Origin of the sequence: Marinobacter sp. M3C (genome assembly GCF_023311895.1) — a bacterium.
GTDB lineage: Bacteria > Pseudomonadota > Gammaproteobacteria > Pseudomonadales > Oleiphilaceae > Marinobacter.
Map to the genome: position 1 here is coordinate 4,395,287 of NZ_CP092284.1, position 22,614 is coordinate 4,417,900.

Annotated in this window: 18 protein-coding genes and 1 tRNA gene; 14 read left to right on the forward strand and 5 right to left on the reverse strand. The window is 54.8% G+C overall.

Going from position 1 to position 22,614, the window contains the following annotated elements:
• Window positions 1-13 precede the first annotated feature (13 nt).
• Both MIH18_RS20655 and MIH18_RS20660 read right to left on the reverse strand, forming a co-directional pair.
• Entirely contained in the window at window positions 14-667 is a 654-nt protein-coding gene (locus MIH18_RS20655; RefSeq protein WP_249005445.1) for a response regulator, read from the reverse strand.
• Window positions 664-2,193, reverse strand: coding sequence for an ATP-binding protein (locus MIH18_RS20660; RefSeq protein WP_249013355.1), 1,530 nt, complete (start codon window positions 2,191-2,193; stop codon window positions 664-666). The genes MIH18_RS20655 and MIH18_RS20660 overlap by 4 nt, the downstream gene beginning before the upstream one ends.
• Before the next feature lie 182 nt (window positions 2,194-2,375).
• On the opposite strand from MIH18_RS20660, the gene MIH18_RS20665 reads away from it, so the two are divergent.
• Both MIH18_RS20665 and MIH18_RS20670 read left to right on the forward strand, forming a co-directional pair.
• The gene (locus tag MIH18_RS20665; RefSeq protein ID WP_249013356.1) at window positions 2,376-4,004 is read left to right on the forward strand and encodes an acyl-CoA synthetase; all 1,629 of its coding nucleotides are present in this window, start codon (window positions 2,376-2,378) and stop codon (window positions 4,002-4,004) included.
• A gap of 101 nt (window positions 4,005-4,105) precedes the next feature.
• The gene (locus MIH18_RS20670) at window positions 4,106-5,518 is read left to right on the forward strand and encodes a solute carrier family 23 protein (RefSeq protein WP_249013357.1); all 1,413 of its coding nucleotides are present in this window, start codon (window positions 4,106-4,108) and stop codon (window positions 5,516-5,518) included.
• Between the two features lie 194 nt (window positions 5,519-5,712).
• On the opposite strand, the gene fdxA is transcribed toward MIH18_RS20670, so the two are convergent.
• Both fdxA and mutS read right to left on the reverse strand, forming a co-directional pair.
• The gene (gene fdxA / locus MIH18_RS20675; protein WP_249005441.1) at window positions 5,713-6,036 is read right to left on the reverse strand and encodes a ferredoxin FdxA; all 324 of its coding nucleotides are present in this window, start codon (window positions 6,034-6,036) and stop codon (window positions 5,713-5,715) included.
• A 164-nt stretch (window positions 6,037-6,200) separates the two neighbouring features.
• Entirely contained in the window at window positions 6,201-8,828 is a 2,628-nt protein-coding gene (mutS, locus tag MIH18_RS20680) for a DNA mismatch repair protein MutS (protein ID WP_249013358.1), read from the reverse strand.
• Window positions 8,829-8,934: 106 nt separating this feature from the next.
• Here mutS and MIH18_RS20685 point away from each other — a divergent pair, with 106 nt between their 5' ends.
• The 6 genes from MIH18_RS20685 to MIH18_RS20710 all read left to right on the forward strand — a co-directional run bounded on the left by MIH18_RS20685 (window position 8,935) and on the right by MIH18_RS20710 (window position 16,157).
• Window positions 8,935-9,438 (forward strand): nicotinamide-nucleotide amidohydrolase family protein, encoded by a 504-nt coding sequence (locus tag MIH18_RS20685; protein ID WP_249014656.1) that lies wholly within the window; start codon window positions 8,935-8,937, stop codon window positions 9,436-9,438.
• Window positions 9,439-9,640: 202 nt separating this feature from the next.
• The gene (recA, locus tag MIH18_RS20690) at window positions 9,641-10,768 is read left to right on the forward strand and encodes a recombinase RecA (protein ID WP_249013359.1); all 1,128 of its coding nucleotides are present in this window, start codon (window positions 9,641-9,643) and stop codon (window positions 10,766-10,768) included.
• Window positions 10,769-10,834: 66 nt separating this feature from the next.
• The gene (locus MIH18_RS20695; RefSeq protein ID WP_249013360.1) at window positions 10,835-11,365 is read left to right on the forward strand and encodes a flavodoxin family protein; all 531 of its coding nucleotides are present in this window, start codon (window positions 10,835-10,837) and stop codon (window positions 11,363-11,365) included.
• A 116-nt stretch (window positions 11,366-11,481) separates the two neighbouring features.
• Entirely contained in the window at window positions 11,482-13,890 is a 2,409-nt protein-coding gene (locus MIH18_RS20700) for an ATP-binding protein (protein WP_249013361.1), read from the forward strand.
• 35 nt (window positions 13,891-13,925) lie between these two features.
• Window positions 13,926-14,552 carry a response regulator FixJ gene (fixJ, locus tag MIH18_RS20705; protein WP_014871838.1) on the forward strand — a complete coding sequence of 209 codons (627 nt, stop codon included), beginning with the start codon at window positions 13,926-13,928 and terminating at the stop codon, window positions 14,550-14,552.
• Between the two features lie 45 nt (window positions 14,553-14,597).
• On the forward strand, window positions 14,598-16,157 hold the full coding sequence (locus tag MIH18_RS20710) for a response regulator (protein WP_249013362.1): 1,560 nt from the start codon (window positions 14,598-14,600) through the stop codon (window positions 16,155-16,157).
• A gap of 41 nt (window positions 16,158-16,198) precedes the next feature.
• Here the strand turns inward: MIH18_RS20710 and MIH18_RS20715 are convergent, their stop codons facing one another.
• Window positions 16,199-16,867 carry a GntR family transcriptional regulator gene (locus MIH18_RS20715; protein ID WP_249013363.1) on the reverse strand — a complete coding sequence of 223 codons (669 nt, stop codon included), beginning with the start codon at window positions 16,865-16,867 and terminating at the stop codon, window positions 16,199-16,201.
• Between the two features lie 251 nt (window positions 16,868-17,118).
• On the opposite strand from MIH18_RS20715, the gene MIH18_RS20720 reads away from it, so the two are divergent.
• The 6 genes from MIH18_RS20720 (at window position 17,119) to MIH18_RS20745 (ending at window position 22,571) form a co-directional block, all read left to right on the forward strand.
• Complete coding sequence (locus MIH18_RS20720; protein WP_249013364.1) at window positions 17,119-18,063, forward strand: tripartite tricarboxylate transporter substrate binding protein; 945 nt, start codon at window positions 17,119-17,121, stop codon at window positions 18,061-18,063.
• Between the two features lie 14 nt (window positions 18,064-18,077).
• Entirely contained in the window at window positions 18,078-18,527 is a 450-nt protein-coding gene (locus tag MIH18_RS20725; protein WP_249013365.1) for a tripartite tricarboxylate transporter TctB family protein, read from the forward strand.
• Window positions 18,524-19,996, forward strand: a complete 1,473-nt coding sequence (locus tag MIH18_RS20730; RefSeq protein ID WP_249013366.1) for a tripartite tricarboxylate transporter permease — start codon at window positions 18,524-18,526, stop codon at window positions 19,994-19,996. Before MIH18_RS20725 ends, MIH18_RS20730 begins: the two co-directional genes overlap by 4 nt.
• 36 nt (window positions 19,997-20,032) lie before the next feature.
• The gene (locus MIH18_RS20735; RefSeq protein ID WP_249013367.1) at window positions 20,033-21,466 is read left to right on the forward strand and encodes an aldehyde dehydrogenase; all 1,434 of its coding nucleotides are present in this window, start codon (window positions 20,033-20,035) and stop codon (window positions 21,464-21,466) included.
• Window positions 21,467-21,488: 22 nt separating this feature from the next.
• A complete protein-coding gene (locus MIH18_RS20740) occupies window positions 21,489-22,379 on the forward strand; it encodes an NAD(P)-dependent oxidoreductase (protein ID WP_249013368.1) in 891 nt (296 codons plus the stop codon).
• Window positions 22,380-22,494: 115 nt separating this feature from the next.
• Window positions 22,495-22,571: transfer RNA gene (locus MIH18_RS20745), tRNA-Asp, on the forward strand.
• Window positions 22,572-22,614 lie beyond the last annotated feature (43 nt).

Sequence of the window (22,614 nt, forward strand, 5' to 3'; positions counted from 1 at the left end):
ATCATATTGCCAGTTAGCGTTTGTTGCGCAAATCCAGCGCGTCAACCAAACCTGCGGCAAGAGCGATGCCCGTGACGTCTGGCAGCCTGTCTGCCCCCAGCCGTTTCATCACCCGCGCACGATAAAGGTCGATGGTTTTTACGCCTACCCCCAACTGTTCGGCGATTTCACGGCTGGTGTAGCCTTTGGCCAGCGGTAGAAATACATCGCGCTCGCGACGGGTAAGGGTATCCAGCAATGCTGTGGTCTGGCTGCTGTCCTGCTGTTGATGGCTGGTCTGTTGGTGCTCCTGCAATGCCTGCTGCACGCTGTCTAGAAGTAGCTGTTCGTTAAACGGCTTTTCAATAAAATCAAAGGCGCCTGATTTGAACGCGCGCACCACAATGGGCACATCGGCGTGGCCAGATACAAAAATGATGGGTAACGCCAACCCGCGCTTTTGCAGTTCTTCTTGTACATTCAGGCCGCCCAAACCAGGCATGCGGATATCAAGCACAACGCAACCGTTGCTTTGTGTGGTTATAGAATCCAGAAATTTGCGGCCGTCGCTGTAGGCTTCCACGGCCAGGCCCACCGATTCCAGCAGCCATTGAGTGGACTCCAGCATGCCGGCGTCGTCGTCGACTATGTAAACGAAGGTGGTCTGGGCTGTGGGCTGGTCAGTCATTGGCAATTGGGTGCCTCCCATGGACTTATAATAGATTTTTGACAGGCCGGTGGTGGAAATCGACAAACCAGCGTTAAACCGCCGGTTGGCGCCGGGTAAGCATCCAGAAAACCGCCGAAACCTTCAACAATAGAACGGCTCATGGACAGCCCCAGCCCCAGGCCATCCGGCTTACTGGTGTAAAATGGCTGAAACATCTGACGGATGCCATCGGCGTTCAACCCCGGCCCTTGATCCGTCACTTCGACCAGGGTTTCGCCCAGATTGTTCACCCGAATGGTCACGATGATGGCCGATTCGGAGCTGGTATCAACGCGGGCCTCCACATTCGCTTCGATGGCGTTACGCACCAGGTTGATGAGCACCTGCTCTAGCAGTACCGGGTCGGCGGTCAGGGTAGGGCTGGTTTCTGGCAGCCGGCATACCACCGATACTCGATGCTTGTCGGCCTCCCACTGGCACAGAAGGGCCACGTTGCTGGCCACCTGATTCAGGGCCAGCAGCTCTGCACGTTTGCGGCCCTTGCGCAAAAACGCCCGCAGCCGGCGAATGACTTCCGAGGCGCGATTGGCGTGGTGAATCACTTTTGTCAGGCCGTCGCCTACCCTGGTCAGGTTAGCGGGCTGGGTGTCTGCGGTTTTCAGAAAACGCTGGCTGGCACTGGCAAAATTCACAATAGACGCCAGTGGCTGATTCATTTCGTGGGCAATGCTGCTGGCCAGTTCACCTAGCGTGGCCAGCCGTGCGGCGTGGGCCAGTTCGTCCGCTAGGCGGCGGTTGTTTTCTTCCGACGCCACCCGCCCGCTTATGTCACGTGACACGCTGATCACTTCCACCACCGCGCCGGTGTAGGTTTCGCGAATGGCGCGGCTGGCAATTTCAAACCAGCGTGGGGTGCCGTCACGGTGCACAATTTGCGCGGTCACAATGGCGTAGCCATCTTCGCTGAGCCGGTTACGGGCTTCTATCAGGTGCTTTTGTGGCTGGCCACTGGGAAACAGGTCTTCCAGCAGGCGCCCGCGCAGGTCTTCCGGCCAGTAGCCCAGCAGTCGCCAGGACGCCGGCGTAGCGTCAATAAAACGGCCATCCGGCGCGTGACGGGAAATCAGGTCGGTGGTGTTCTCGGTGATCAGCCGGTACAAACGGTTTGAGCGCACCGCTTGCTCTTGCAGTTCCAGCTCTTGGGTTGCATCCCGCCCCTTTAACAACACCTGATTTTGGCCAACGTCAGGAACCAACGCCCAAAGGTAAATTTTGCCCTTGTAACGCGCCTCTACGTTGTCCACAGGGCGTTGCTGATTCAGGCAGGCTCGCACCAGTTCTTCCACGTTTACTGGAAGAAAACGTCGCGGGTCGGCCACGGTGCCGGAATGGTCAGCCGCATTGGGCGACCCATCAATCGCTTCGACCAGGTTTTTCATGGCCGAATTCATGCTCAGCGTGCGGCTTTTGTGGTCAACAATCAGCAGTGGTTGCGGGTCGGTGGCAGCAAAGCCCATTGATAAGTCAAAGCAATTTGCGTTCATGGCAAGCAGATCTTCGATATACGGTCGAGTTTATAGTATTATTGCTATAATACGTTGGTGCAATTTATAGTAAGACTTCTATTTAATACTATTTGTTCAGCTGTAAATTATAACTAATTTGGTGATTCGTCAGAATATACCAAGCAAAACAGCGTTTACGCCTACCTATAGGACCACACAGAATGACTTCGATCTACGATCAGGGCCTTACGCCCGTTGATGCCAATTACGCCGTTCAAACACCTATCGATTTTATCACTCGCACCGCCAGTGTTTATCCGGATTATCCTGCGATTATTCACGGTGCCATTCGCCGAACCTGGGCCGAGACCCACGAGCGCTGTTTGCGCCTGGCGTCGGCGCTGGTCGGCCGCGGCATCAAAAAAGGCGATACCGTCGCCGTCATGCTGCCCAATATTCCAGCCATGGTCGAGTGTCATTTTGGTGTGCCTATGACCGGCGCCGTCATGAACGCCCTGAACGTTCGGCTTGATGCCGAAGTGATTGCCTTCATGCTTGAGCACGCAGAAGCCAAAGTCATCCTGGTTGATCGCGAATTTGGCGAAGTGATTCTGGACGCCGTCAGCCGTTTGGACAAAAAGCCGCTGATAATTGATGTAGACGACCCTGAGTACGGTGAAGGCGTTAAGGTCAGCGACCTGGATTACGAAGCCTTTTTGCAAGAAGGCGACCCCGAGTACCAGTGGGATATGCCGACGGATGAATGGGACGCCATTTCCCTGAATTACACCTCCGGCACCACCGGCAACCCTAAAGGTGTGGTGTATCACCACCGTGGGGCCTACTTGAATTCACTGGGTAATACCGCGGTATGGTCTATGGCCATGCATCCGGTGTACCTGTGGACACTGCCGATGTTCCATTGCAACGGCTGGTGTTTCCCCTGGACCATCACCGCCATGGCCGGTACCCACGTGTGCCTGCGCCGGGTTGATCCGGAAAAGATTCTGCAACTGATTCGCGAGCACCGCGTTACCCATATGTGCGGCGCCCCGATTGTGCTGAACGCCTTGTTGAACGTGCCACCTGCATCCAAGGCCGGTATTGATCACGTTGTGAAGGCTATGGTTGCCGGCGCTCCACCTCCCGCCCAGGTTATTGGTGCAGTCGAAGAAATGGGCATCGCGTTGACCCACACCTACGGTCTGACTGAAGTATACGGCCCGGTGACCGTCTGTGCCTGGAAAGATCGTTGGAACGATCTGCCGCTGGAAGAGCGCGCTGCCATCAAATCCCGCCAGGGCGTTCGTTACCACACCCTGGGCGGCACCATGATTGCAGACCCGGGCACTATGAAGCCGACGCCGAAAGACGGCAAAACCATTGGTGAAATCTTCCTGCGCGGTAACACCGTGATGAAGGGCTACCTGAAGAACCCGAAAGCCACCGAAGAAGCGTTCCGTGGCGGCTGGTTCCACACCGGCGACCTGGCCGTTTGGCACGAAGACGGTTACATGGAAATTAAGGATCGCCTGAAAGACATCATTATTTCCGGCGGCGAGAACATTTCCACCATTGAAATTGAAGATGTTCTTTACCGTCACCCGGCGGTTCAGGAGGCCGCCGTTGTTGCCCGCCCGGATGAAAAGTGGGGCGAGACACCCTGCGCCTTTGTGACTCTAAAGCCCGATGCCGGCAACGTGACTGAAGCAGAAATGATCGACTTCTGCCGTAAACACATGGCTCGTTTCAAGGTTCCGAAAACCGTTGTGTTTTCGGACCTGCCAAAAACCTCGACCGGTAAAGTCCAGAAATTCCTGCTGCGCGACCAGGCTAAGGAAATTAAGTAGCTGGAAAGCGCCTTGCAGGGACTTACACAAGAGCTCTCACAAGAGCTCACACAAAAACAACATTAACGCCCGGTTCGCCGGGTATTCGGAGAAAACTTCAGATGCAAATATTCCATCGCAAGAACGGCGAAGAACAACCCTACTGGCCGGCGGGCCCCTTCAAGATTCGTCTGCCGTTTGTGCATTACCGCTGGGAATTCGCGGAAATGGCACAGGCGCTTATTATGTTCGTGGTCAGTTTGGCCATGATTCCACTGCTTGAGAACTACCTGGGCGTGCCGTATGACGTTGCCCTGGCGTATGTGGTTATCTGCGGTATTGGTTTTATGTTGCCGGCGCTGTTGGGTGTGCCGCTGATTCCAGGCTGGATCACACCGGGTATTCCCGTGGTGCTGCTGTTCTTGAGCGATTATGAGCCCGGCCCTGAAGCTATTCAGGCGCTGTTTGCCCTGCAGTTTCTGGTGTTTATCATCTTCCTGTTTCTGGGCGTAACTCGCCTGGGCAGTAAACTAGTCGATTTTATTCCGCGCTCTATGAAAGGCGGCATTATTATCGGTGCGGGTATTGCCGCTCTGATGGGCGAGATCGAAGCCGGTGGCCGTTTGGCAACCACACCCATTTCGCTGATTGTTGGCGGTCTGGTGTGTCTATACCTGATGTTCTCGGTGTCGTTTAAAGGCTTTGTTGAAACCAACTCGTTTGCGCGCAAAATTGCCAACTACGGCATGGTGCCGGGCATGATTGTGGCGATTCTGGTGGGCTTTGCTACCGGTGAGTACGCCGTGCCGGAGGTAAAGTGGGGCATCACCGCGCCCAACTTTGGTGAGCTTTGGAACTACCTGCCATTCAGCGTCGGTTTCCCGGATGCCAGCGTATTTATGTACGCCATTCCTACCGCGGTAATTGCCTACGTTATTGCCTTTGGTGACATTGTTGTGGGTCAGTCACTGATGAATCGTGTTGACCACTTGCGTCGCGACGAAGACATCGACAACAGCATCGACCGCGTCCACTTGGTAACCGCTATCCGTAACGGTGGTCACGCTTTCTTCGCCCCTTACCCCGGTCTGGCCGGCCCGATCTGGACCGCTGTTACCGCCACTATGGCCGAGCGTTACAAGTATGGCCGCAACGCGATGGATTCCATCTACAGCGGCGGCGGTACCTTCTGGATTACCGGTTTCATCGCGCTTTTTGTATTGCCGCTGGTGAGCTTCTTCCAACCGGTGCTGCCCATCGCACTGTCACTGACCCTGCTGCTGACCGGTTACATCTGTTTGATGGTGGGCCTGGAACAGCTTGAGAACAACACCGAACGCGGCATTGCCGGCACCATGGGCGTAGTGCTTGCGGTATACGGCGCGGGCTGGGGCCTGGCCACCGGTGCGGTGCTCTACTTCTTGATTGAGCGTACAAAGCTGCTGGGCTTCACGCCGGATCCAGATTCCGCGGGTGCCGATGATGTGATCGTCAAGCCAGATACTACAAACCAAAGCACCACACCAAAAAGTTAAAGAACTCTGCTGACCGGGGTCATAAAGCCCCGGCAGCGAAACGATGTGTGTCCTTGGGAGGCCTTAGTGCCTCCCTTTTTTGTGTCTGAAAAACGCGATTGTCAGGCACAAAAAAAGCCGGCGGTTAGCCGGCTGTTTTCTACTCTGAACATGTGAACGGTTTTACTTTTCTAACCCGTTGTTTTTGTAACGGGTTACTTTTCCAGATACTGCAGTTTGTCTGGCACGCCGTCCCATTTTTCAGCGTCAACCATTGCCTCTTTCTTCTCTGTGATGTTGGGCCATTTTCCGGCCAGATCTGCGTTCAGTTCGATAAACACTTTCTGGTTCGCGGGTAGCTCGTCTTCCGAGAAAATAGCCTCAACCGGGCATTCGGGCTCGCACAGTGCGCAGTCGATGCACTCGTCAGGATCAATAACCAAAAAATTCGGGCCTTCGTAGAAGCAATCTACAGGGCAGACTTCCACACAGTCGGTGTGCTTACACTTGATGCAGTTATCAGTAACGATAAACGCCATGTTCATATTCCTGGTTGGCTGGTCTGTCTCATCAGGAGCTTAGAATGCAGGCTCCCGAGATTATAGTTTTATGCGCGATATTGTAGGGAGCCACTACTCCGGTCGCAAGCATCCGTCTTCTATAACGTTATACCCAGGTCAATTTATCGGCACTTTTTTTGTCACTATTTTTCAAGTTGCTGTTTCAGCTGATACAGATGTTCGAGCGCCTGGCGCGGAGTCATGTCATCCAGGTCGAGTGCGCTCACCGCCAGCTCTAACGCGCTGGGCTCCTGCCTGGCGAACATATCCCCCTGAAACGCAGTTGAATCCGCAATAGCCGTCGCCCGTCGCGTCACTTTTTGCGGCAACCCGGTGGTTGAGCGTTTTGCATCGGGCATTGCATTGGCGCCTTCCAGGTTCGCCAGTTGGGCTTTGGCATTGCGGATAACCTCCACCGGCACGCCGGCCAGTTTGGCTACTTGTAAACCGTAGCTCTGGCTGGCGGGGCCTTCGTGCACGTTGTGCAGAAACACAATGCTGTCATCGTGCTCGGTGGCGGTCAGGTGCACGTTAACGGCGTGTTCCAGTTCATCTGCGAGCTGGGTCAGTTCAAAATAATGGGTGGCAAACAGCGTGTAGCACAGAATGTTCCGCGCCAAATGCTCGGCCGTGGCCCAGGCCAGCGATAAACCATCAAAGGTGCTGGTACCACGGCCCACTTCATCCATCAGCACCAGGCTGTGTTCGGTGGCGTTGTGCAGAATGTTGGCGGTTTCGGTCATCTCCACCATAAACGTGGAGCGCCCGCCGGCTATGTCGTCAGACGATCCCATGCGGGTGAATATTCGGTCTACCGGCCCAAGCACCGCGCTGTTAGCCGGCACAAAGCTGCCGGTGTAAGCCAGTAAAGCAATTAGCGCCACCTGGCGCATATAGGTGGACTTACCCCCCATGTTGGGGCCGGTGATCATCAGCATGCGGCGTTTGGCGTCTATCAGCAGATTGTTAGGCACGAACGGATCGTCTAATAGCTGCTCGACCACCGGGTGCCGGCCTTCCTCAATCTGTAGGCCGGGTTCATCGCTGAACTGCGGTGCACACAGGCGCAAACGGGTGGCGCGCTCGGCAAAGTTGCTTAGCACGTCTAGCTCGGCCAGCGCCTGAGCGGCATCTTGCAGCGGTGCAAGTTCTGCCGCGACCGTCTCCAGAACCTCATCCCATAGGGCTTTTTCCCGGGCTAGGGCACGACTTTTGGCGCTTAGGGCCTTGTCTTCAAACTCTTTTAGTTCCGGGGTAATAAAACGCTCAGCGTTTTTCAGGGTTTGCCGGCGAATGTAATCCGCAGGCGCCTGGGCCGATTGTAAGCGGCTGATTTCAATGTAATAGCCGTGTACGCGGTTGTAGCCCACTTTCAGGGTACTAATGCCCGTACGCTGTTTTTCGCGTGTTTCCACGTCCAACAGATATTGGCCGGCGTTTTCGCTGATGTTGCGCAAGTCGTCCAGTTCGGCGTCAAACTTGTCTGCAATCACCCCGCCTTCGCGCATCACTACCGGCGGGTTATCGATGATTGCCCGGCCCAGCAAATCCGCTAACTGCGGATATTCGCCAATAGCCGTGGCAAGCTCGCTGACGTGGGTGGAATCAACCGCAGCCATGGCTTTCTGCAAATCGGGCAGCACGGCGAACGCGTCTCGCAGCCGTGCCAGGTCACGGGGCCGTGCCGAACGCAGCGCCACGCGCGCCAGAATGCGTTCTATATCGCCAATGGTTTTCAGCTGGTCGTGAATCGGCTCATAGTCAAAATCTTTCAACAACGCGCTAACCGCCTGCTGGCGCTGGTGCACCACCGCCACATCGCGTAGCGGACGGTTCAACCAGCGCCGCAGTTGGCGCCCACCCATAGCCGTGGCGGTGCGGTCCATCACCCAGGCCAGGGTGTACTGGGTGCCGCCCATCAGGTTGGTGTCAATTTCCAGGTTGCGGCGGCTGGCGGCGTCCAGAATGACCGCGTCTTCGCGGCGCTCGCGGCTGAGTTTGCGAATGTGGGGCAGGGCGGTGCGCTGGGTTTCCCGTGCGTATTGCAGCAGGCAGCCGGCGGCGCACACGGCCAAGTGCATATCTTCACAACCAAAACCGGTCAGGTCCCGCACCTGCAATTGCTGGGTAATCACCCGTCGCGCGGTGTCAGGTTCGAACAGCCAGGGCCCCTGGCGACGAATGCCGGTAAAGCCTTCCAGCAAATCGGTAAACGGAAAGTCTTCGCTGATTAAAATTTCCGCCGGGCGCAGCCGTTGCAGCTCGCCCTGCAAGGCCTCAGCGCTATTCAGCTCTGAAACCGCGAAGCGGCCGCTGGAGATGTCCAGAGAAGAAAAACCGAAGTGCTGCTTATGGTGATAAATCGCCACCAGCAGGTTGTCACGGCGGTCTTCCAGGTAGGCGTCGTCACTGAGGGTGCCGGGGGTGACAATGCGCACCACTTGGCGATCAACCGGGCCTTTGCTGGTGGCTGGATCACCAATCTGCTCGCAAATGGCAATGGATTGACCTGCGCGCACCAGGCGGGCAATGTAACCCTCAGCCGCATGGTACGGAATACCCGCCATGGGAATCGGATTGCCCCCTGACTGACCACGGGCGGTCAGGGTAATATCCATCAGTTCCGAGGCTTTTTTAGCGTCGTCATAAAACAGCTCGTAAAAATCCCCCATGCGGTAGAACACCAGCTCATTGGGATGCTGGCCCTTTATTTTCAGGTATTGCTGCATCATGGGCGTGATTTTTGGACTTTCGGTGTGCGCTGCTGACATGGGACATCCGCGATGGCTGTTTTGAGGAACTGGCGGTGGATTGTAGAAAATTACACCGCAGGATGAAACGTGGATTATAAATGAGGTCGCTATGTCTGACGTAACCATGCCCGATATCACTGATGAATACATCCGCCAGCAGGCGGCAGAACTGGGTAGCGTATTAACCCGCGCTGGCGCTATGCTGGTGACGGCAGAAAGCTGCACCGGCGGCTGGGTGGCCAAGGCCATGACCGACCAGGCTGGTTCCTCGGCCTACGTCACGGGTGGGCTAGTTACCTACAGCAACCATGCTAAACACGCGTTGCTGGGTGTCAGTGAACAGACCCTGGCGGAACACGGCGCGGTGAGCGAACCGGTGGTGCGACAGATGGTCTCCGGAGCACTGCGAGTGTCGGGTGCAAGCGTCGCCGTTTCAATCAGCGGCGTTGCCGGGCCGGGCGGTGGCAGCGATGCCAAGCCGGTAGGTACGGTGTGGTTTGCCTGGGGCAGCGCTGAAAATATCAGCACCGGTTTGAAGCATTTTGACGGCGATCGCGACCAGGTGCGGCGCCAGGCTGTGATCTTTGCGATTGAAAGTGTGCGCCGTTTCTTGTCGAGTGATATCTGACTCGCACGTACCAAAAAAATCCCCTGCAGAAGGCTTGGTCTGGTTTGTCTATTGTGGTTTAATGCTGGTTAAATATACAGTAATTTGCCAGGGCAGCCAGATTCCGGATTCAGGCCAGCGCATCACATTACTGGCGCACCATATTAACGCACTATTTTTAACGAATTATTTTAACGCACCATTTTGAAGAAGGTCCGTACCAATGGAAGACAACCGCAAGAAAGCTTTATCCGCCGCTCTGACCCAGATTGAACGCCAGTTTGGTAAAGGCGCCATCATGAAGATGGGCGACCACCCCCGTGAAGCAATCCCGTCCGTTTCTACCGGTTCTCTTGGTCTGGACGTTGCTCTTGGCATTGGTGGCCTGCCTTATGGCCGGGTTTGTGAAATCTACGGCCCTGAAAGCTCTGGTAAAACTACGCTGACTTTGCAGGTTATTGCCGAAGCCCAGAAGCAGGGCAAAACGTGTGCTTTTGTTGATGCTGAGCACGCCCTTGATCCTCAATATGCTGAAAAGCTGGGCGTGAACGTTGATGAGCTGCTTGTTTCCCAGCCCGACACCGGTGAGCAGGCGTTAGAAATCTGCGACATGCTGGTGCGCTCCAACGCGGTGGATGTCATCGTCGTGGACTCCGTTGCCGCATTAACGCCAAAAGCTGAAATTGAAGGCGAAATGGGCGACTCTCATGTTGGTCTTCAGGCCCGCCTGATGTCACAGGCTCTGCGCAAACTGAATGGCAACGTCAAGAATGCCAACGTCCTGCTGATTTTCATCAACCAGATCCGCATGAAAATAGGCGTAATGTTCGGCAGTCCCGAAACCACCACCGGCGGCAACGCGTTGAAATTCTACGCCTCTGTGCGTCTGGATATCCGCCGCATTGGCGCAGTGAAAGACGGCGACGAAGTGACCGGTAACGAAACCCGGGTGAAAGTGGTTAAAAACAAAGTGGCACCGCCGTTCCGCCAGGCCGAATTCCAGATTTTGTACGGCAAGGGCATTTACCGCATGGCCGAAGTGGTGGACATGGGTGTAAAGGAAGGCTTTGTGGATAAGGCTGGCGCCTGGTACGCCTATAACGGTGACAAAATTGGCCAAGGCAAAGCCAACGCCTGCAAATTCCTGGAGGAAAACCCGGAAATGGCGAAAGAAATTGAAGCCAAAGTGCGCGACAAGCTGATGCCCAAGCCAGAGAAAAAAGACGCGGCAAAAGATGCAGGGAAAGATGTAGGGAAAAATGCAGGGAAAGACGCGGCAAAGGATGTAGGGAAAAATTCGGGAAAGGATGCAGCAGTGGCGCCTGCAGAATCCAGCGACGAACTACTGTAAGACCGTTAGTTTGTCAGTGCACTGGTGATTACAGTGTGCTGACAAGCACTAAATTTGAGGCCGGCTATGTCAGACTCTAATGGTTCAGACTCTAAAGGTTCAGATTCTGAAAAGTCAGAAGTCGGAAAGCCCAGCGCCAAAAGACTATTGATTGTTGCCCACGCTCCCTCGTCAAATACCCTCAGATTGCGCAACGCCGTTGCTGCTGGCGCTAGCCATAGCGATATTGAAAACGTTGATGTAACGGTTTTGGCTCCGCTGGATGCCGGCCCCGACGATGTTCTGGCTTGCAACGCGATTATCCTCGGCACCACCGAAAATCTTGGTTATATGAGCGGCGCATTGAAAGATTTTTTCGATCGCTGTTATTATCCTTGCCTGGAAAAAACCCAAGGCCTGCCATTTACCTTTTATATTCGGGCCGGTCATGACGGTACTGGCACCCGCCGTGCGATTGACAGCATCACCACCGGCCTGCGCTGGAAGCTGGTACAAGAGCCCCTGCTGTGCCGTGGCAATTATGCCGATGAATTTGAACAGCAGTGCGAAGAGTTGGGCTTGTACATTGCGGCCAGTCTCGATAACGGTCTGATCTAAACGGCTTGCAACAGCCCCTCGCCTCCAAAAAATGTACAATGGCTCAATTATTTAATCGGACTTGCCGCCGTGTGCAGTAAGTCATCTTTTTATTCCGACTGTTACAGGATTAAACCTTGAAGTCATTGCCTTCGCATCAGCTCTACAAAGCCTGTGTTCTGAAAGATCTGCCATTTAAAAGCACCCGTCAGCTAGAGCCCCTGGCTGAAATTGTGGGTCAGAACCGTGCTCAGGAAGCGGTGCGCTTTGCGTTGGCCATGCCTCACGGTGGTTATAACGTGTATGCAGTCGGTGCCAATGGCCTGGGTAAGCGCACCATGATGCTGCGGTACCTGGAACACCATAAAGACACCGATCAGCAGTCCCACGACTGGTGTTACGTGGCCGATTTTGAAGAGCCGCGAGTGCCAAAGCTGCTGAAACTGCCGGCCGGGCAGGGCATTCAGCTGAAGCGCGATATGGAAAAACTGATGAGCCGGCTGGTGAAGGTGATTCCGCAAACCTTCGATAGCGATGGCTTTTTGGAACGTGCTGAAAAGTTGAAAAACGATTACACCGGGCTTCAGGATGGCGAGCTGGAAAAAGTCGCGAAGCAAGCCAAGCGTCAAAAAGTCAGCTTGACCATAAGCACCCCGGGCGGTTATCGGCTAGTGGCTATGAGTGGTGATGAAGCTCATACCGCAGAGTCTTTTAAGGCCCTGACGGACGCTCAGCGCGAAAAGTTCGAAGAGATTGTCAATATTCTGGAAAAACGCCTGCGCCGCGCCCTGCGCAAACTGGCCGACTGGGAACAGGAATACGCTGACAAACAACAGTCGCTGAACCAGGAAACCTTGGAAGGCGTTACCGGTCACCAGATTGACGAGTTAAAAGAACGTTACAAAGACCTGCCAGACGTGGTCGGATTTATTGAAGCCGTGCGCAAAGACCTGTCCGAGAATCTGGAAATTTTTCTGGATGACGATGATGAGCAGGCCACGATTGCCTACGCGTCACTGGATAAGAAAATGCCGCGGCGCTATTTGGTGAATCTGCTGGTACATCAGAAAACCAAAGAGATCCCGGTAGCAGTGGAAGACAACCCCACTTATCACAACCTGTTCGGTTATGTCGAAAACGTTACCTATAAAGGCACGGTGTTCACTGACTTTTCGCTGATTCGCCCGGGCAGCCTGCACCGCGCTAATGGCGGTTATTTGTTGATGGACGCCACAAAAGTGCTGGAGCAGCCGTTCGCCTGGGACGCCCTAAAGCGTGCGCTGCAGTCCCGCTGCATCCAGATTAACTCTTTGGAGCGTGAACTGACCTTATCTGGCACCATCTCCATTGAGCCCGAGCCGGTGCCGCTGGACGTGAAAATCGTACTGTTTGGCGACCGTGAAACCTGGATGCTACTGCAGGAATACGATCCCGAGTTTTCAGAACTGTTCCGCGTGACCGCAGATTTTGAAAATGAGATGTATCGCAACGACGCCAGCCAACTTGCCTACGCAAAGTTTATTGCCAGCCTGGTGGTCGAGAAAAAACTGCTGCACTGCACCCATAAAGCCGTTGCGCGAGTGATTGAACAAAGCGCCCGCATGGCCGAGCATCAGAACCGCCTGTCGTTGCACGCCGCCGACATCGCAAATCTGCTGCGCGAGTCAGACTACTGGGCGCGCCAAGCCGAGGCCAAACAGATTCAGGATGTACATGTAGAGCGTGCTTTGGTTAGCGCCCGTTATCGCAACAGCCGCATTCGCGACCATTTTTACGATTCCATTCGCGATGGCACTACCTTGGTGACGACCAGCGGCACCTGCGTTGGCCAGGTCAACGCGCTTTCAGTGCTTTCTACCGGCGGTTTCGAATTTGGTTTGTCGAACCGCATCACCGCCAGCAGCTATTATGGTGATGGCGACGTCATTGATATTGAACGCGACGTAAAGCTGGGCGGTAGCATTCACTCGAAAGGTGTGATGATTCTGGCGTCCTGGCTGGCGTCGCGGTTTGCCGTAGACGACCCGATGCACCTGTCGGCCAGCCTCACATTCGAGCAAAATTATGGTGAAGTAGACGGCGACAGTGCCTCTTTAGCAGAACTGTGCGCCTTGGTGTCGTCTATAGCGCAACTGCCAGTCAGGCAAGATTTGGCCATTACCGGTTCTATCAACCAGTTTGGTGAAGTGCAGCCGATTGGTGGGGTGAACGAGAAAATTGAAGGCTTTTTCACGACCTGCCAGCTTAAGGGTGGCCTGAGCGGCAACCAAGGCGTCATTATGCCGGCCAGCAACGTACAAAACCTGATGCTAGACAGCGAAGTGGTTGCGGCGGTGAAAGCCGGCGATTTCCATGTTTACGCTGTCAGCCACGTGGAAGAAGCCGTAGCCATGCTGATGGGCACGCCAGCGGGCACGCCCGATAGCAAAGGCAGGTACCCTAAAGGCACCGTTTTTGGCATTATTCAGCAACGGTTAGAAAAAATGCGTGAACACGAGCGTCAGGAACATAGTCGGGATGATAACAAAGATCCGTCCATTCACTGACCAGCACTATAAAACGGACAGGAGATTACAGCGCCATGACGGACATCCAACAAACGGTATACGTGGTTGAAGACGACGAAGCGGTGCGCGATTCACTGGAGCTGCTGCTTCAGTCAGACGACAAACCGGTAAAAACCTACGACAGCGCTACCGCGTTTCTGAAAAGCTATTCTGACGCCATGGCGGGCTGCATCGTGCTGGATATCCGCATGCCGGGTATGGATGGCATGGAGCTACAGAAAAAACTTAACGATAAACACTCGATTCTGCCCATTATTTTTGTGACCGGGCACGGCGACGTTCCCATGGCGGTAGATGCCATGAAAGAGGGCGCCATAGACTTCATTCAGAAGCCCTACCGCGAAGAGGCCTTGCTGGAAAAGATCGAAGCCGCCCTGGTGCAAGACCGCCAGCAGCGCAAAAGCCTGGGTGAAAAGCAGGAAATCGTGCGCCGTGTAAAAAGTCTGACCCCCCGCGAGCACGAAATTATGGATCGCATGATCGCTGGCCAGGCTAACAAAGTGATCGCCATAGAGCTGGAAATCAGTCAGCGCACGGTAGAGATTCACCGTTCCCGGGTGATGCACAAGATGGGCACCCATTCACTGGCACACCTGGTTCGTATGGTGCTGTCAGTAAAGAACCTTATCGACCCACGATGATCCGAACGGCATCATACGGTTACTTTGGTAACCGGCTTCTTGCATATGACTGATTCCGTCATCGACAACCGTGAGGTAACGGTTCTGCTAGTGGATGACAATCCCCAGAACCTGAAAGTGCTTTATGAGACTCTGAAAGACAAAGGCTATCGGCTGCTGATCGCCAACGGAGGTGGAAAAGCGCTGGAACTTGCCCATTGTCATCAGCCAGAAGTGATTTTGCTGGACATCATGATGCCGGAAATGGATGGCTATGAAGTATGCCGTCGCTTGAAAGCTGACCCGGCCACCGCAGATTGCGCGGTGGTTTTCCTGTCAGCGCTTGACGACCTGAGCGCCAAGGTAAAAGGATTCTCGCTGGGCGGCGCTGACTACATTTCCAAGCCTTTTCAGTCACAAGAAGTGATCGCGCGGGTAAAAACCCACGCCCGGGTTATTCGCCTTGAGCGCGAACTTCAGGCGCGTAACCGTGAATTACAAAGCGATCAGTCCCGTATTCTTAACGCCATCAGCGAAGGCATTTACGGCCTCGACGAAAACGGCATTATCGAATTTGCCAATCCTGCTGCTGGCCAGATTATGAACGCTCCGGTGGAAGAGTTGATTGGCCGATGTTTTTTTGACCTGCATTTTGCCGTTGCGGGCGATAGCCAAGACCCCTTGCCGGTTCAGGCCACTTGTCGTTACGGCATTGCAGAGGCGCAGCGCGATATTCAGATGCTGCGCGTAGACCGGTCGGCGTTTCGCGCAAAATATCGGTCCTCGCCGAAGCAGGATGCCGACGAGTTGCAGGGCGCTGTTGTGGTGTTTCGCGATATTACCGCAGAACTGGCCAATGAACAGGCGCTTGAAGAAGCTCGCGCTACGGTGCAGGAACAGCGCGATCAGTTGGCCCATACCTCGCGCATGACCACCATGGGCGAAATGGCCGCAGGTTTTGCCCACGAAGTGAACCAGCCGCTGACGGCTATTACCAATTACGCCCGTGTGGCTAAGCGCCTGGTGGGCAAAGCAGAGCCGGATTTAGTTCTGCTACAGCAAACCATGGACAAAGTAGAAGCCCAGTCGCACCGGGCCAGTGAAATCATTCGTCGTATCCGCCGATTTATGAAAAAGCCCGCTACCGGCAAAGAAATTGTCGCTATTGCCGCTTTGCTTGAAGATACCCGCCAGTTCGCGGAAGTCGACATGCGCAATAACGAGGGCGGAATAGAGCTGACTCTGGCCCCAAACCTGCCTGACGTGCTGGCAGACCCGATTCAGGTCCAGCAGGTAGCCCTCAACCTGATCCGCAACGGCCTGGAGGCTACCCGCAGCGTTGATTCGGCGGTACCGGTGGAAGTGAGCGCAACACTCACCGCACAGGGCTTCGTGCGCATCGAGGTGCGTGACCATGGCATTGGTCTGCAAGACGACGCCGAGGAAAAGTTGTTTCTGCCCTTCTACACCACCAAAAGCGACGGCATGGGCATCGGCTTGACCACCTGCCAATCGCTGATTCACGCCCAAGGCGGTGAAATTGGTTTTGAGCGCCCGATAGACGGCGGCACCTGTTTTTACTTCACGCTGCCCGTGGTGGCCGTTGCCCGGCCCGAATCTGATTGAGCAGGCTCGTCTTTAGAGCAGGGCCTATCGGGTGCGCCTACCTAAGGTGTTGCTGAGGGAAGGCAGTACTTTTCTTCATAAAACTGCCGCGCTGCACGCATATGCTCTTTACACAGCTGCACCAGAGCTTCATGGTCGCCAATTTCTATTGCCTCAATCATCCGGATGTGCTCCTGCACAGCCTGGGCTTGCAAGCTTGGAGTACTAAAGCCGTGAGAGCGAATGCCGTGGGATTTCGCGTTGGAAAACTCGATGGCTTCCACCAGATATTTGTTGCCTGTGCCTTCAAAAAGCGTTCGGTGAAACGTGTTGTTGCAGTGAAATATCGCAGACAGATCTTGGGCCTGCACAGCGCGAGCATGCTCGCGCTGTGCCAGCTTCAGGGAATCCAGCCACAGTGCATCTGCCGGCATCGTCACCAGCCGCGCCGCCGCTTCGTGCAAAATTTGCCTTAACACGTATAGCGCTTGCACTTCTTCCCGTGAAAAAAATCGAACCACGGTGCCTCGGTTAGGTACCCGCTCCACAATCCCTTTGCGTTCCAACTCCTGTAGAGCCGCACGTACCATGTGGCGCTTGGTATCGAAGCGCGCAATCAGTTCGTCTTCATAGATCCGCTGTTTTGGCAGGCGCAGACCAAAAATAACCTCTTGCTCAAGGGCAGAAACAATTGCTGAAACAGCGGCCTGTGTTGAGGTGCCGTGGGTCATTCGAAGGTCTTCCAAGCAAGGTTTGTATTGGTTAACGCTCGCCGTGTTCCGGCGTACGTGATCGATGGCAAACTATTATAGCAAAACTGCGTTGGTGGTCGGCAGTAAACCATACCTGGCAAAGTTATCAATAATCTTATCGCCTATATAATTGCTAAAATTGTCAGCTTAAAAGCTCTTGCGTTGACTTGGGCTGGCGGTTATTCCTTACGCACGTTGATCACTAGCACAAAAACAATTGGAGAAATAAAATGTTCAAAAAAACAGCTTTGGCGCTTTCTGTAATGCTGGCGGCAGCTCCCGCTTGGGCCGAGTGGCCGGAAAAATCAATTGAACTGATTGTGGCTTATTCTCCAGGTGGCGGAACAGATATTACCGCACGGGTATTGCAGCCGTTGCTGGAAAAAGAGCTGGGTCAGAAAGTGGTGGTTATAAACCGTCCCGGTGCTGGCGGCGAGATTGGTCACGCGGCCTTGGCCAATGCCAAAGCAGACGGCTACACCATGGGTATTGTGAATATTCCGCCTATGCTGACCATTCCGATTACCCGTAAAGCATCGTTTGCCACGGATGACATTCAGCCAGTAGCCGGGCTTGTTCAAGACCCTTCTGCACTGTCGGTACCTGCAAGTAGCCCTTTTCTGACGCTGGATGAACTGGTCGCTTTCGCCAAAAAAAATCCGGGCGCGATCACTGTAGGGACCACCGGCGTTGGCACCGATGACCATTTGGCTGTGCGTTATTTGGCGCAGGCCGCGGGTATCGAGGTAACTCACGTACCCTTTGCCGGTGCCGGCCCTGTTCGCACAGCGTTGATTGGCGGTCACATTTCGGCCGCTGCGCTGAACCTGGGCGAGGCTATGCCAGCGGCCACCGAAGGCCAGGTGCGCATCTTGGCGCAGTTCGGCGAGGATATCTCTGAACTGGCACCGGATGTTGCTACGGTGCAATCGCTTGGTTATGACGTAACCATGTTGTCTGAACGCGGCATTGGTTTGCCAAAAAGCGTAGACCCGGCGATTGTTGAAAAACTGGCCGCGGCGATCGGCAGAGTTGCTGCCAACGAGGAGTTTAAATCGCGCAACCGCGAGCTCTACACGGAGGTAGTCTACAAAACGACAAGCGACTTCAGTGCCCACGTTAAAGAGCTTGAAACGGCTTATAAAACGATGTGGGAACAGGCTCCCTGGCAGTAAGCGAGTGAATAGATATGGACGTTAAAGTCACGGCGGGCGAAAAGCTCACCATCAACCTTATGGTTGCCGCAGCCGGCGTTGTCATCGTGTGGGATAGCCAATCCTTACAAGGTGGTAGTGCTTATTTTCCACTCACTGTTGGGCTTGCACTGATCATTTTATCGGTTATGAGTGCAATCCATTTGTTGCGCCACTTCATCGGCAGCAAAACCAGTGAAGCTTCGCTGCCCCACGGAATTGCAGGGCTGTTGCTGGCCCTGCTGTACCTGTGGTCGGCTCAGAGCATTGGCTTTATTACTTCGGCGCTCTGGTTCCTGCCTTTGATGGCCGTGCTTGGTGGTGAACGCCGTTGGCGTTTTATTGTTGGCATTACTCTGTGCTTTGCGCTGTTGGTTTGGTTGGTGTTCGGCTTGGTGTTTGCTCAAACCATGCCGCCTGAACTCATATTCGGAGAAGTAGGATGACAGAACTTCTCGGCGGCCTTTTAGCTGTCATAACCCTTGAAAGCATGTCAGCCATGCTGATGGGCACCGCCGCAGGCATTTTAGTGGGTGCCATTCCCGGTCTTACCGCAACGCTTGCGATGGCATTGTTGCTGCCATTCACCTACGCCATGGACCCGTTTATATCCCTGGGCATGATGGCCGGGATCTACAACGGCTCTATGTTTGGCGGTGCCATTCCGGCCATTCTGATGAAAATCCCGGGCACCCCCTCGGCGGTGGCCACGGTATTTGACGGCAACCCCCTGGCTGCCAGTGGCCGTGCTAAGTTCGCCATTCACGTAGCGTTGTGCTCATCATCCGCGGGGTCGGTGATCAGTGCTATCGCACTGATGTTGCTGGCGCCGCCTCTTGTGGAGTTGGCTCTGAAGTTTGGGCCGGTGGAATATTTCTGGATTGCGATATTTGGCATGACCAGCGTGTCGCTGCTGTTGGCCAGCGCACCCGCCAAAGGCCTGGCGTCTGCCCTGATAGGCATCGCCGTGGGCATTGTTGGCATGGATATGATCAGTGGCGCTGAACGGTTGGTATTCGATGTGCGGTCCGTGGCCGGCGGCATCAATATTGCCGTGCTGTTAACCGGCCTTTTTGCCATACCTCCGGCGCTGGCCATGTTAGACGCCCACAGTCGCAAATTGGGTGACGTCGCCATCAGCGGTCAGGGCATTACGATAAAAGATGCCTTGTATCTTGTGAAAACCTGGCTTCGTTCGGGCTTGATCGGCGTTTTTGTGGGCGTTATGCCCGGCGCTGGTGGCAACCTGGCAGGCATTCTCAGCTACGCGGAAGAAAAGCGCGCAGCGAAAGACAGTAGCCTGTTTGGCAAAGGTGATCCCCGCGGTGTTGCGGCATCTGAGTGCGGCAACAATGCTGACAACGCGTCGTCGTTGATTCCTACATTGGCCCTGGGGGTGCCTGGCAACTCGGTGGCTGCGCTGATGATGGGCGCCATGCTGATTCAAGGGCTGAATCCCGGGCCCGCCTTGTTCACCCAAAGCGGTGATGTCGTGTATGGGTTTATGTGGCAGATGCTGATTACCGCCTTCTTGATGCTGGCCATTGGCTTTGTTGGTACAGGGCTGTTTGTGCGCATGTTGAAGGTGCCCACCGGCTTGCTGGCACCAATGATTCTCGTGGTTTGTTCGATTGGCACCTATACCGCGTCAAACAACATTGCGGATGTTTGGATCATGCTGGTGGTCGGGGTATGTGCGTTTCTTCTATCCCGCTCCGGCTATCCGATTGCGCCAATCGTGTTGGGCGCAATTTTAGGGCCTATGGCCGAAACCAGCTTCCGCCAGAGCGTTTTGATTTCCCGGGGCGATCCGCTGGCGTTTTTCGCCTCGCCCATTTCCATTGTACTGGTGACGCTGATTGCAGCCGTACTGCTGTTCCCGCTGTGGCGTTGGTTCCGCCAGAGCCGGGCGTAACACCGCTCGTTCACTCAAAAACACAGGACGCATTTGATGACCACACAATTCTCAGAACAGCTTGTCAGCATTAATCCAGCAAATGGCCAGGAAGTAGGGCGAGTGGACGTCACCAGTGCCGCCGAACTTGACGTCATTGTCGCCAAGGCCTGGCAGGCCTATCGCAAATCAGGCTGGAAAGACCTGATGCCCCACCAGCGTGCAGACGTGCTGCGAGCGATCGCGGATCGTCTGGCCAGCGAAAAAGAAAGCTTGGCGCAGTTGCAGATGCAAGACAACGGTAAACCATTGTCAGAGTGCCGTGGCATGGTGGATTACGCGGTGGGTACGTTTCGTTATTACGCTTCGGCCTGTGAAACCCTGGAAACCGAAGTAACCCCACCCCGTGGGCAGTACGTGTCTTTTACCGTGCTAGAACCCTACGGCGTGGTCGCGGCGATTACGCCGTGGAACTCGCCGATCATGAACGATGCCACCAAAGTGGCGCCGGCGTTGGCCGCAGGTAACGCGGTAATTCTGAAACCGTCGGAAGATTCGCCACTGTTAGCACCAGAACTAGCTCGCATCGCGCTGGCGGCCGGCTTGCCCGCAGGGCTGCTTCAGGTGGTGCAGGGGCACGGCGCCGACGTTGGTGCAGCTTTGGTAGCCCACGAAGGCGTGCGCATGATTTCGTTCACCGGTGGCACCGTTACTGGCCGTGCCATTGGCCGGGTTGCTGCCGACCGCGTGGTTCCGGTAGCGCTGGAGCTAGGCGGTAAGTCTCCGCATATCGTATTTGATGACGCCAATATCGAGCACGCCGTTGCCGCTGTGATCGCCGGTATTTTTGGCTCCGCTGGGCAGTCCTGCGTGGCGGGTTCCCGGGTGTTTGTGCAGCGTAGTATCTATCAAAATGTTCTGGAGCAGATCGTGGCACGCGCCAGCAGCATTCGCTTGGCCGCGCCCGATAGTGCCGATATTGAAATGGGCCCGCTATCCAGCCTTCATCACCGTGAACGCATCGAAGCGTTTGTAGCTCGAGCCCGGGAAGAGGGTGGCCAGATATTGTGTGGCGGCGCTCGTCCCGAAGGTGATGAGTTTGTCAAAGGTGCCTATTATCTGCCGACTGTTATCGCCGGTTTGGGTCCTGATGCGGTGTCGTGCCAGGAAGAGGCCTTTGGTCCGGTGATGGTTGTGCTGCCTTTTAACGACGAATCCGAGCTAATTGAACAGGCCAACGGGACGGCGTTTGGGCTGGCCTGTGGTTTGTGGACTGAAGACTTTAAAAAAGCCTGGCGTGTCGGTCGCGCAATTGAGGCCGGTTCGGTGTGGGTTAACACTTACAAACAGTCGGTAACCAGCACCCCGTTTGGCGGTTTCAAGAGCAGTGGTATTGGTCGCGAAAAGGGCCTTGACGGGCTACGCCTGTATGGCCAGGTAAAAAGCTTATTCTTCGGGTTACAGCAGCAACCGTTTCCAGTTTCTAAATAATTAATTTCAGGAGAGAGTACGAATGAGCAGCCAAAAAGTCGCCCTTTACGGCTTGGGCAATATGGGATATCTGATTGCCGAACGGATTTCCAGTCAATTTTCTCTTCAGGTGTCAGATCTCAATACGGCGCAGGTAGAGCGTGCCTGCAACGAGTTGTCGGCCGAAGTTATAACCTGCCCCGAACAGCTCGCAGGCACGAATTACGTCGTGCTCTGCCTGCCGCACCCTAGCGCCTCGCTGAGTGTGTTAAAGGGTATTCTGCCGTATTTAGATGCCAATGCAGTGGTCATTGAAACCAGTACCGTAAACCCGGCTGATGTACGCCGCAGCGAACAGTTGCTGGCTGAACGCGGCATCGCGCTGATCGACGCCTCCATTCTGGCCGGAGTCAGCCAGATGGCTGCGGGCACCGCAAGCCTGCTACTTGGTGGCAGCGCCGATGTGATCGCTCGCGCTAAACCGGTGTTGGATAGCATCACCGAAAAGCAGATTGTTTTCGGCCCGCTAGGTACCGGTGCTGCCGCCAAAGTGATTAACAACGCAGTCGCTCACGCTGCTATGGTAGTAGTAGCCGAAGCAGGTTCAATGGCGACAGCATGTGGCGTCGATATCCAGAAACTCATAGGTCTTTTGTCTGACGAACAAATGGGTATGCACCGACCATTGACCTATCGTTACGCGAAGCGAATCGCAAATCACGATTACGAAGGCGGTATGCCGCTGAGCGCAGCTTTGAAGGATTCCGCTTTGGCACTGGAGTTGGCGCATTCAGAAAGAGTGCCACTGTTCGCCATTCAGGCCAGTCACACAGTTTATGAGTTGGGTGCTACCGCGGGCTATGACCGCGAGGATTACGCGGCAATAGCCAAGTTGTGGGCTGACTGGGGAAAACCGACGGTGCCAGCAACCTGAATGCCAAAAAATAAAAAATATTCATAAAAAACGTTGACATAAAGTGGGGCTTCTCTATAATTCGCCCTCGTTGTCACCGAGCAATCTGAAAAGATCGCACACACGGTTTCAGCTTGGAGCGGTAGTTCAGTTGGTTAGAATACCGGCCTGTCACGCCGGGGGTCGCGGGTTCGAGTCCCGTCCGCTCCGCCAAATTCAAAAACCCCAGATTGGAAACAATCTGGGGTTTTTTTGT

Bases quoted from the DNA above. Each gene is read 5' to 3' on its own strand.
- MIH18_RS20655 (WP_249005445.1), bottom strand. From the start codon at position 667: ATGACTGACCAGCCCACAGCCCAGACCACCTTCGTTTACATAGTCGAC.
- MIH18_RS20660 (WP_249013355.1), bottom strand. From the start codon at position 2,193: ATGAACGCAAATTGCTTTGACTTATCAATGGGCTTTGCTGCCACCGAC.
- MIH18_RS20665 (WP_249013356.1), top strand. From the start codon at position 2,376: ATGACTTCGATCTACGATCAGGGCCTTACGCCCGTTGATGCCAATTAC.
- MIH18_RS20670 (WP_249013357.1), top strand. From the start codon at position 4,106: ATGCAAATATTCCATCGCAAGAACGGCGAAGAACAACCCTACTGGCCG.
- fdxA (WP_249005441.1), bottom strand. From the start codon at position 6,036: ATGGCGTTTATCGTTACTGATAACTGCATCAAGTGTAAGCACACCGAC.
- mutS (WP_249013358.1), bottom strand. From the start codon at position 8,828: ATGTCAGCAGCGCACACCGAAAGTCCAAAAATCACGCCCATGATGCAG.
- MIH18_RS20685 (WP_249014656.1), top strand. From the start codon at position 8,935: ATGCCCGATATCACTGATGAATACATCCGCCAGCAGGCGGCAGAACTG.
- recA (WP_249013359.1), top strand. From the start codon at position 9,641: ATGGAAGACAACCGCAAGAAAGCTTTATCCGCCGCTCTGACCCAGATT.
- MIH18_RS20695 (WP_249013360.1), top strand. From the start codon at position 10,835: ATGTCAGACTCTAATGGTTCAGACTCTAAAGGTTCAGATTCTGAAAAG.
- fixJ (WP_014871838.1), top strand. From the start codon at position 13,926: ATGACGGACATCCAACAAACGGTATACGTGGTTGAAGACGACGAAGCG.
- MIH18_RS20710 (WP_249013362.1), top strand. From the start codon at position 14,598: ATGACTGATTCCGTCATCGACAACCGTGAGGTAACGGTTCTGCTAGTG.
- MIH18_RS20715 (WP_249013363.1), bottom strand. From the start codon at position 16,867: ATGACCCACGGCACCTCAACACAGGCCGCTGTTTCAGCAATTGTTTCT.
- MIH18_RS20720 (WP_249013364.1), top strand. From the start codon at position 17,119: ATGTTCAAAAAAACAGCTTTGGCGCTTTCTGTAATGCTGGCGGCAGCT.
- MIH18_RS20725 (WP_249013365.1), top strand. From the start codon at position 18,078: ATGGACGTTAAAGTCACGGCGGGCGAAAAGCTCACCATCAACCTTATG.
- MIH18_RS20730 (WP_249013366.1), top strand. From the start codon at position 18,524: ATGACAGAACTTCTCGGCGGCCTTTTAGCTGTCATAACCCTTGAAAGC.
- MIH18_RS20735 (WP_249013367.1), top strand. From the start codon at position 20,033: ATGACCACACAATTCTCAGAACAGCTTGTCAGCATTAATCCAGCAAAT.
- MIH18_RS20740 (WP_249013368.1), top strand. From the start codon at position 21,489: ATGAGCAGCCAAAAAGTCGCCCTTTACGGCTTGGGCAATATGGGATAT.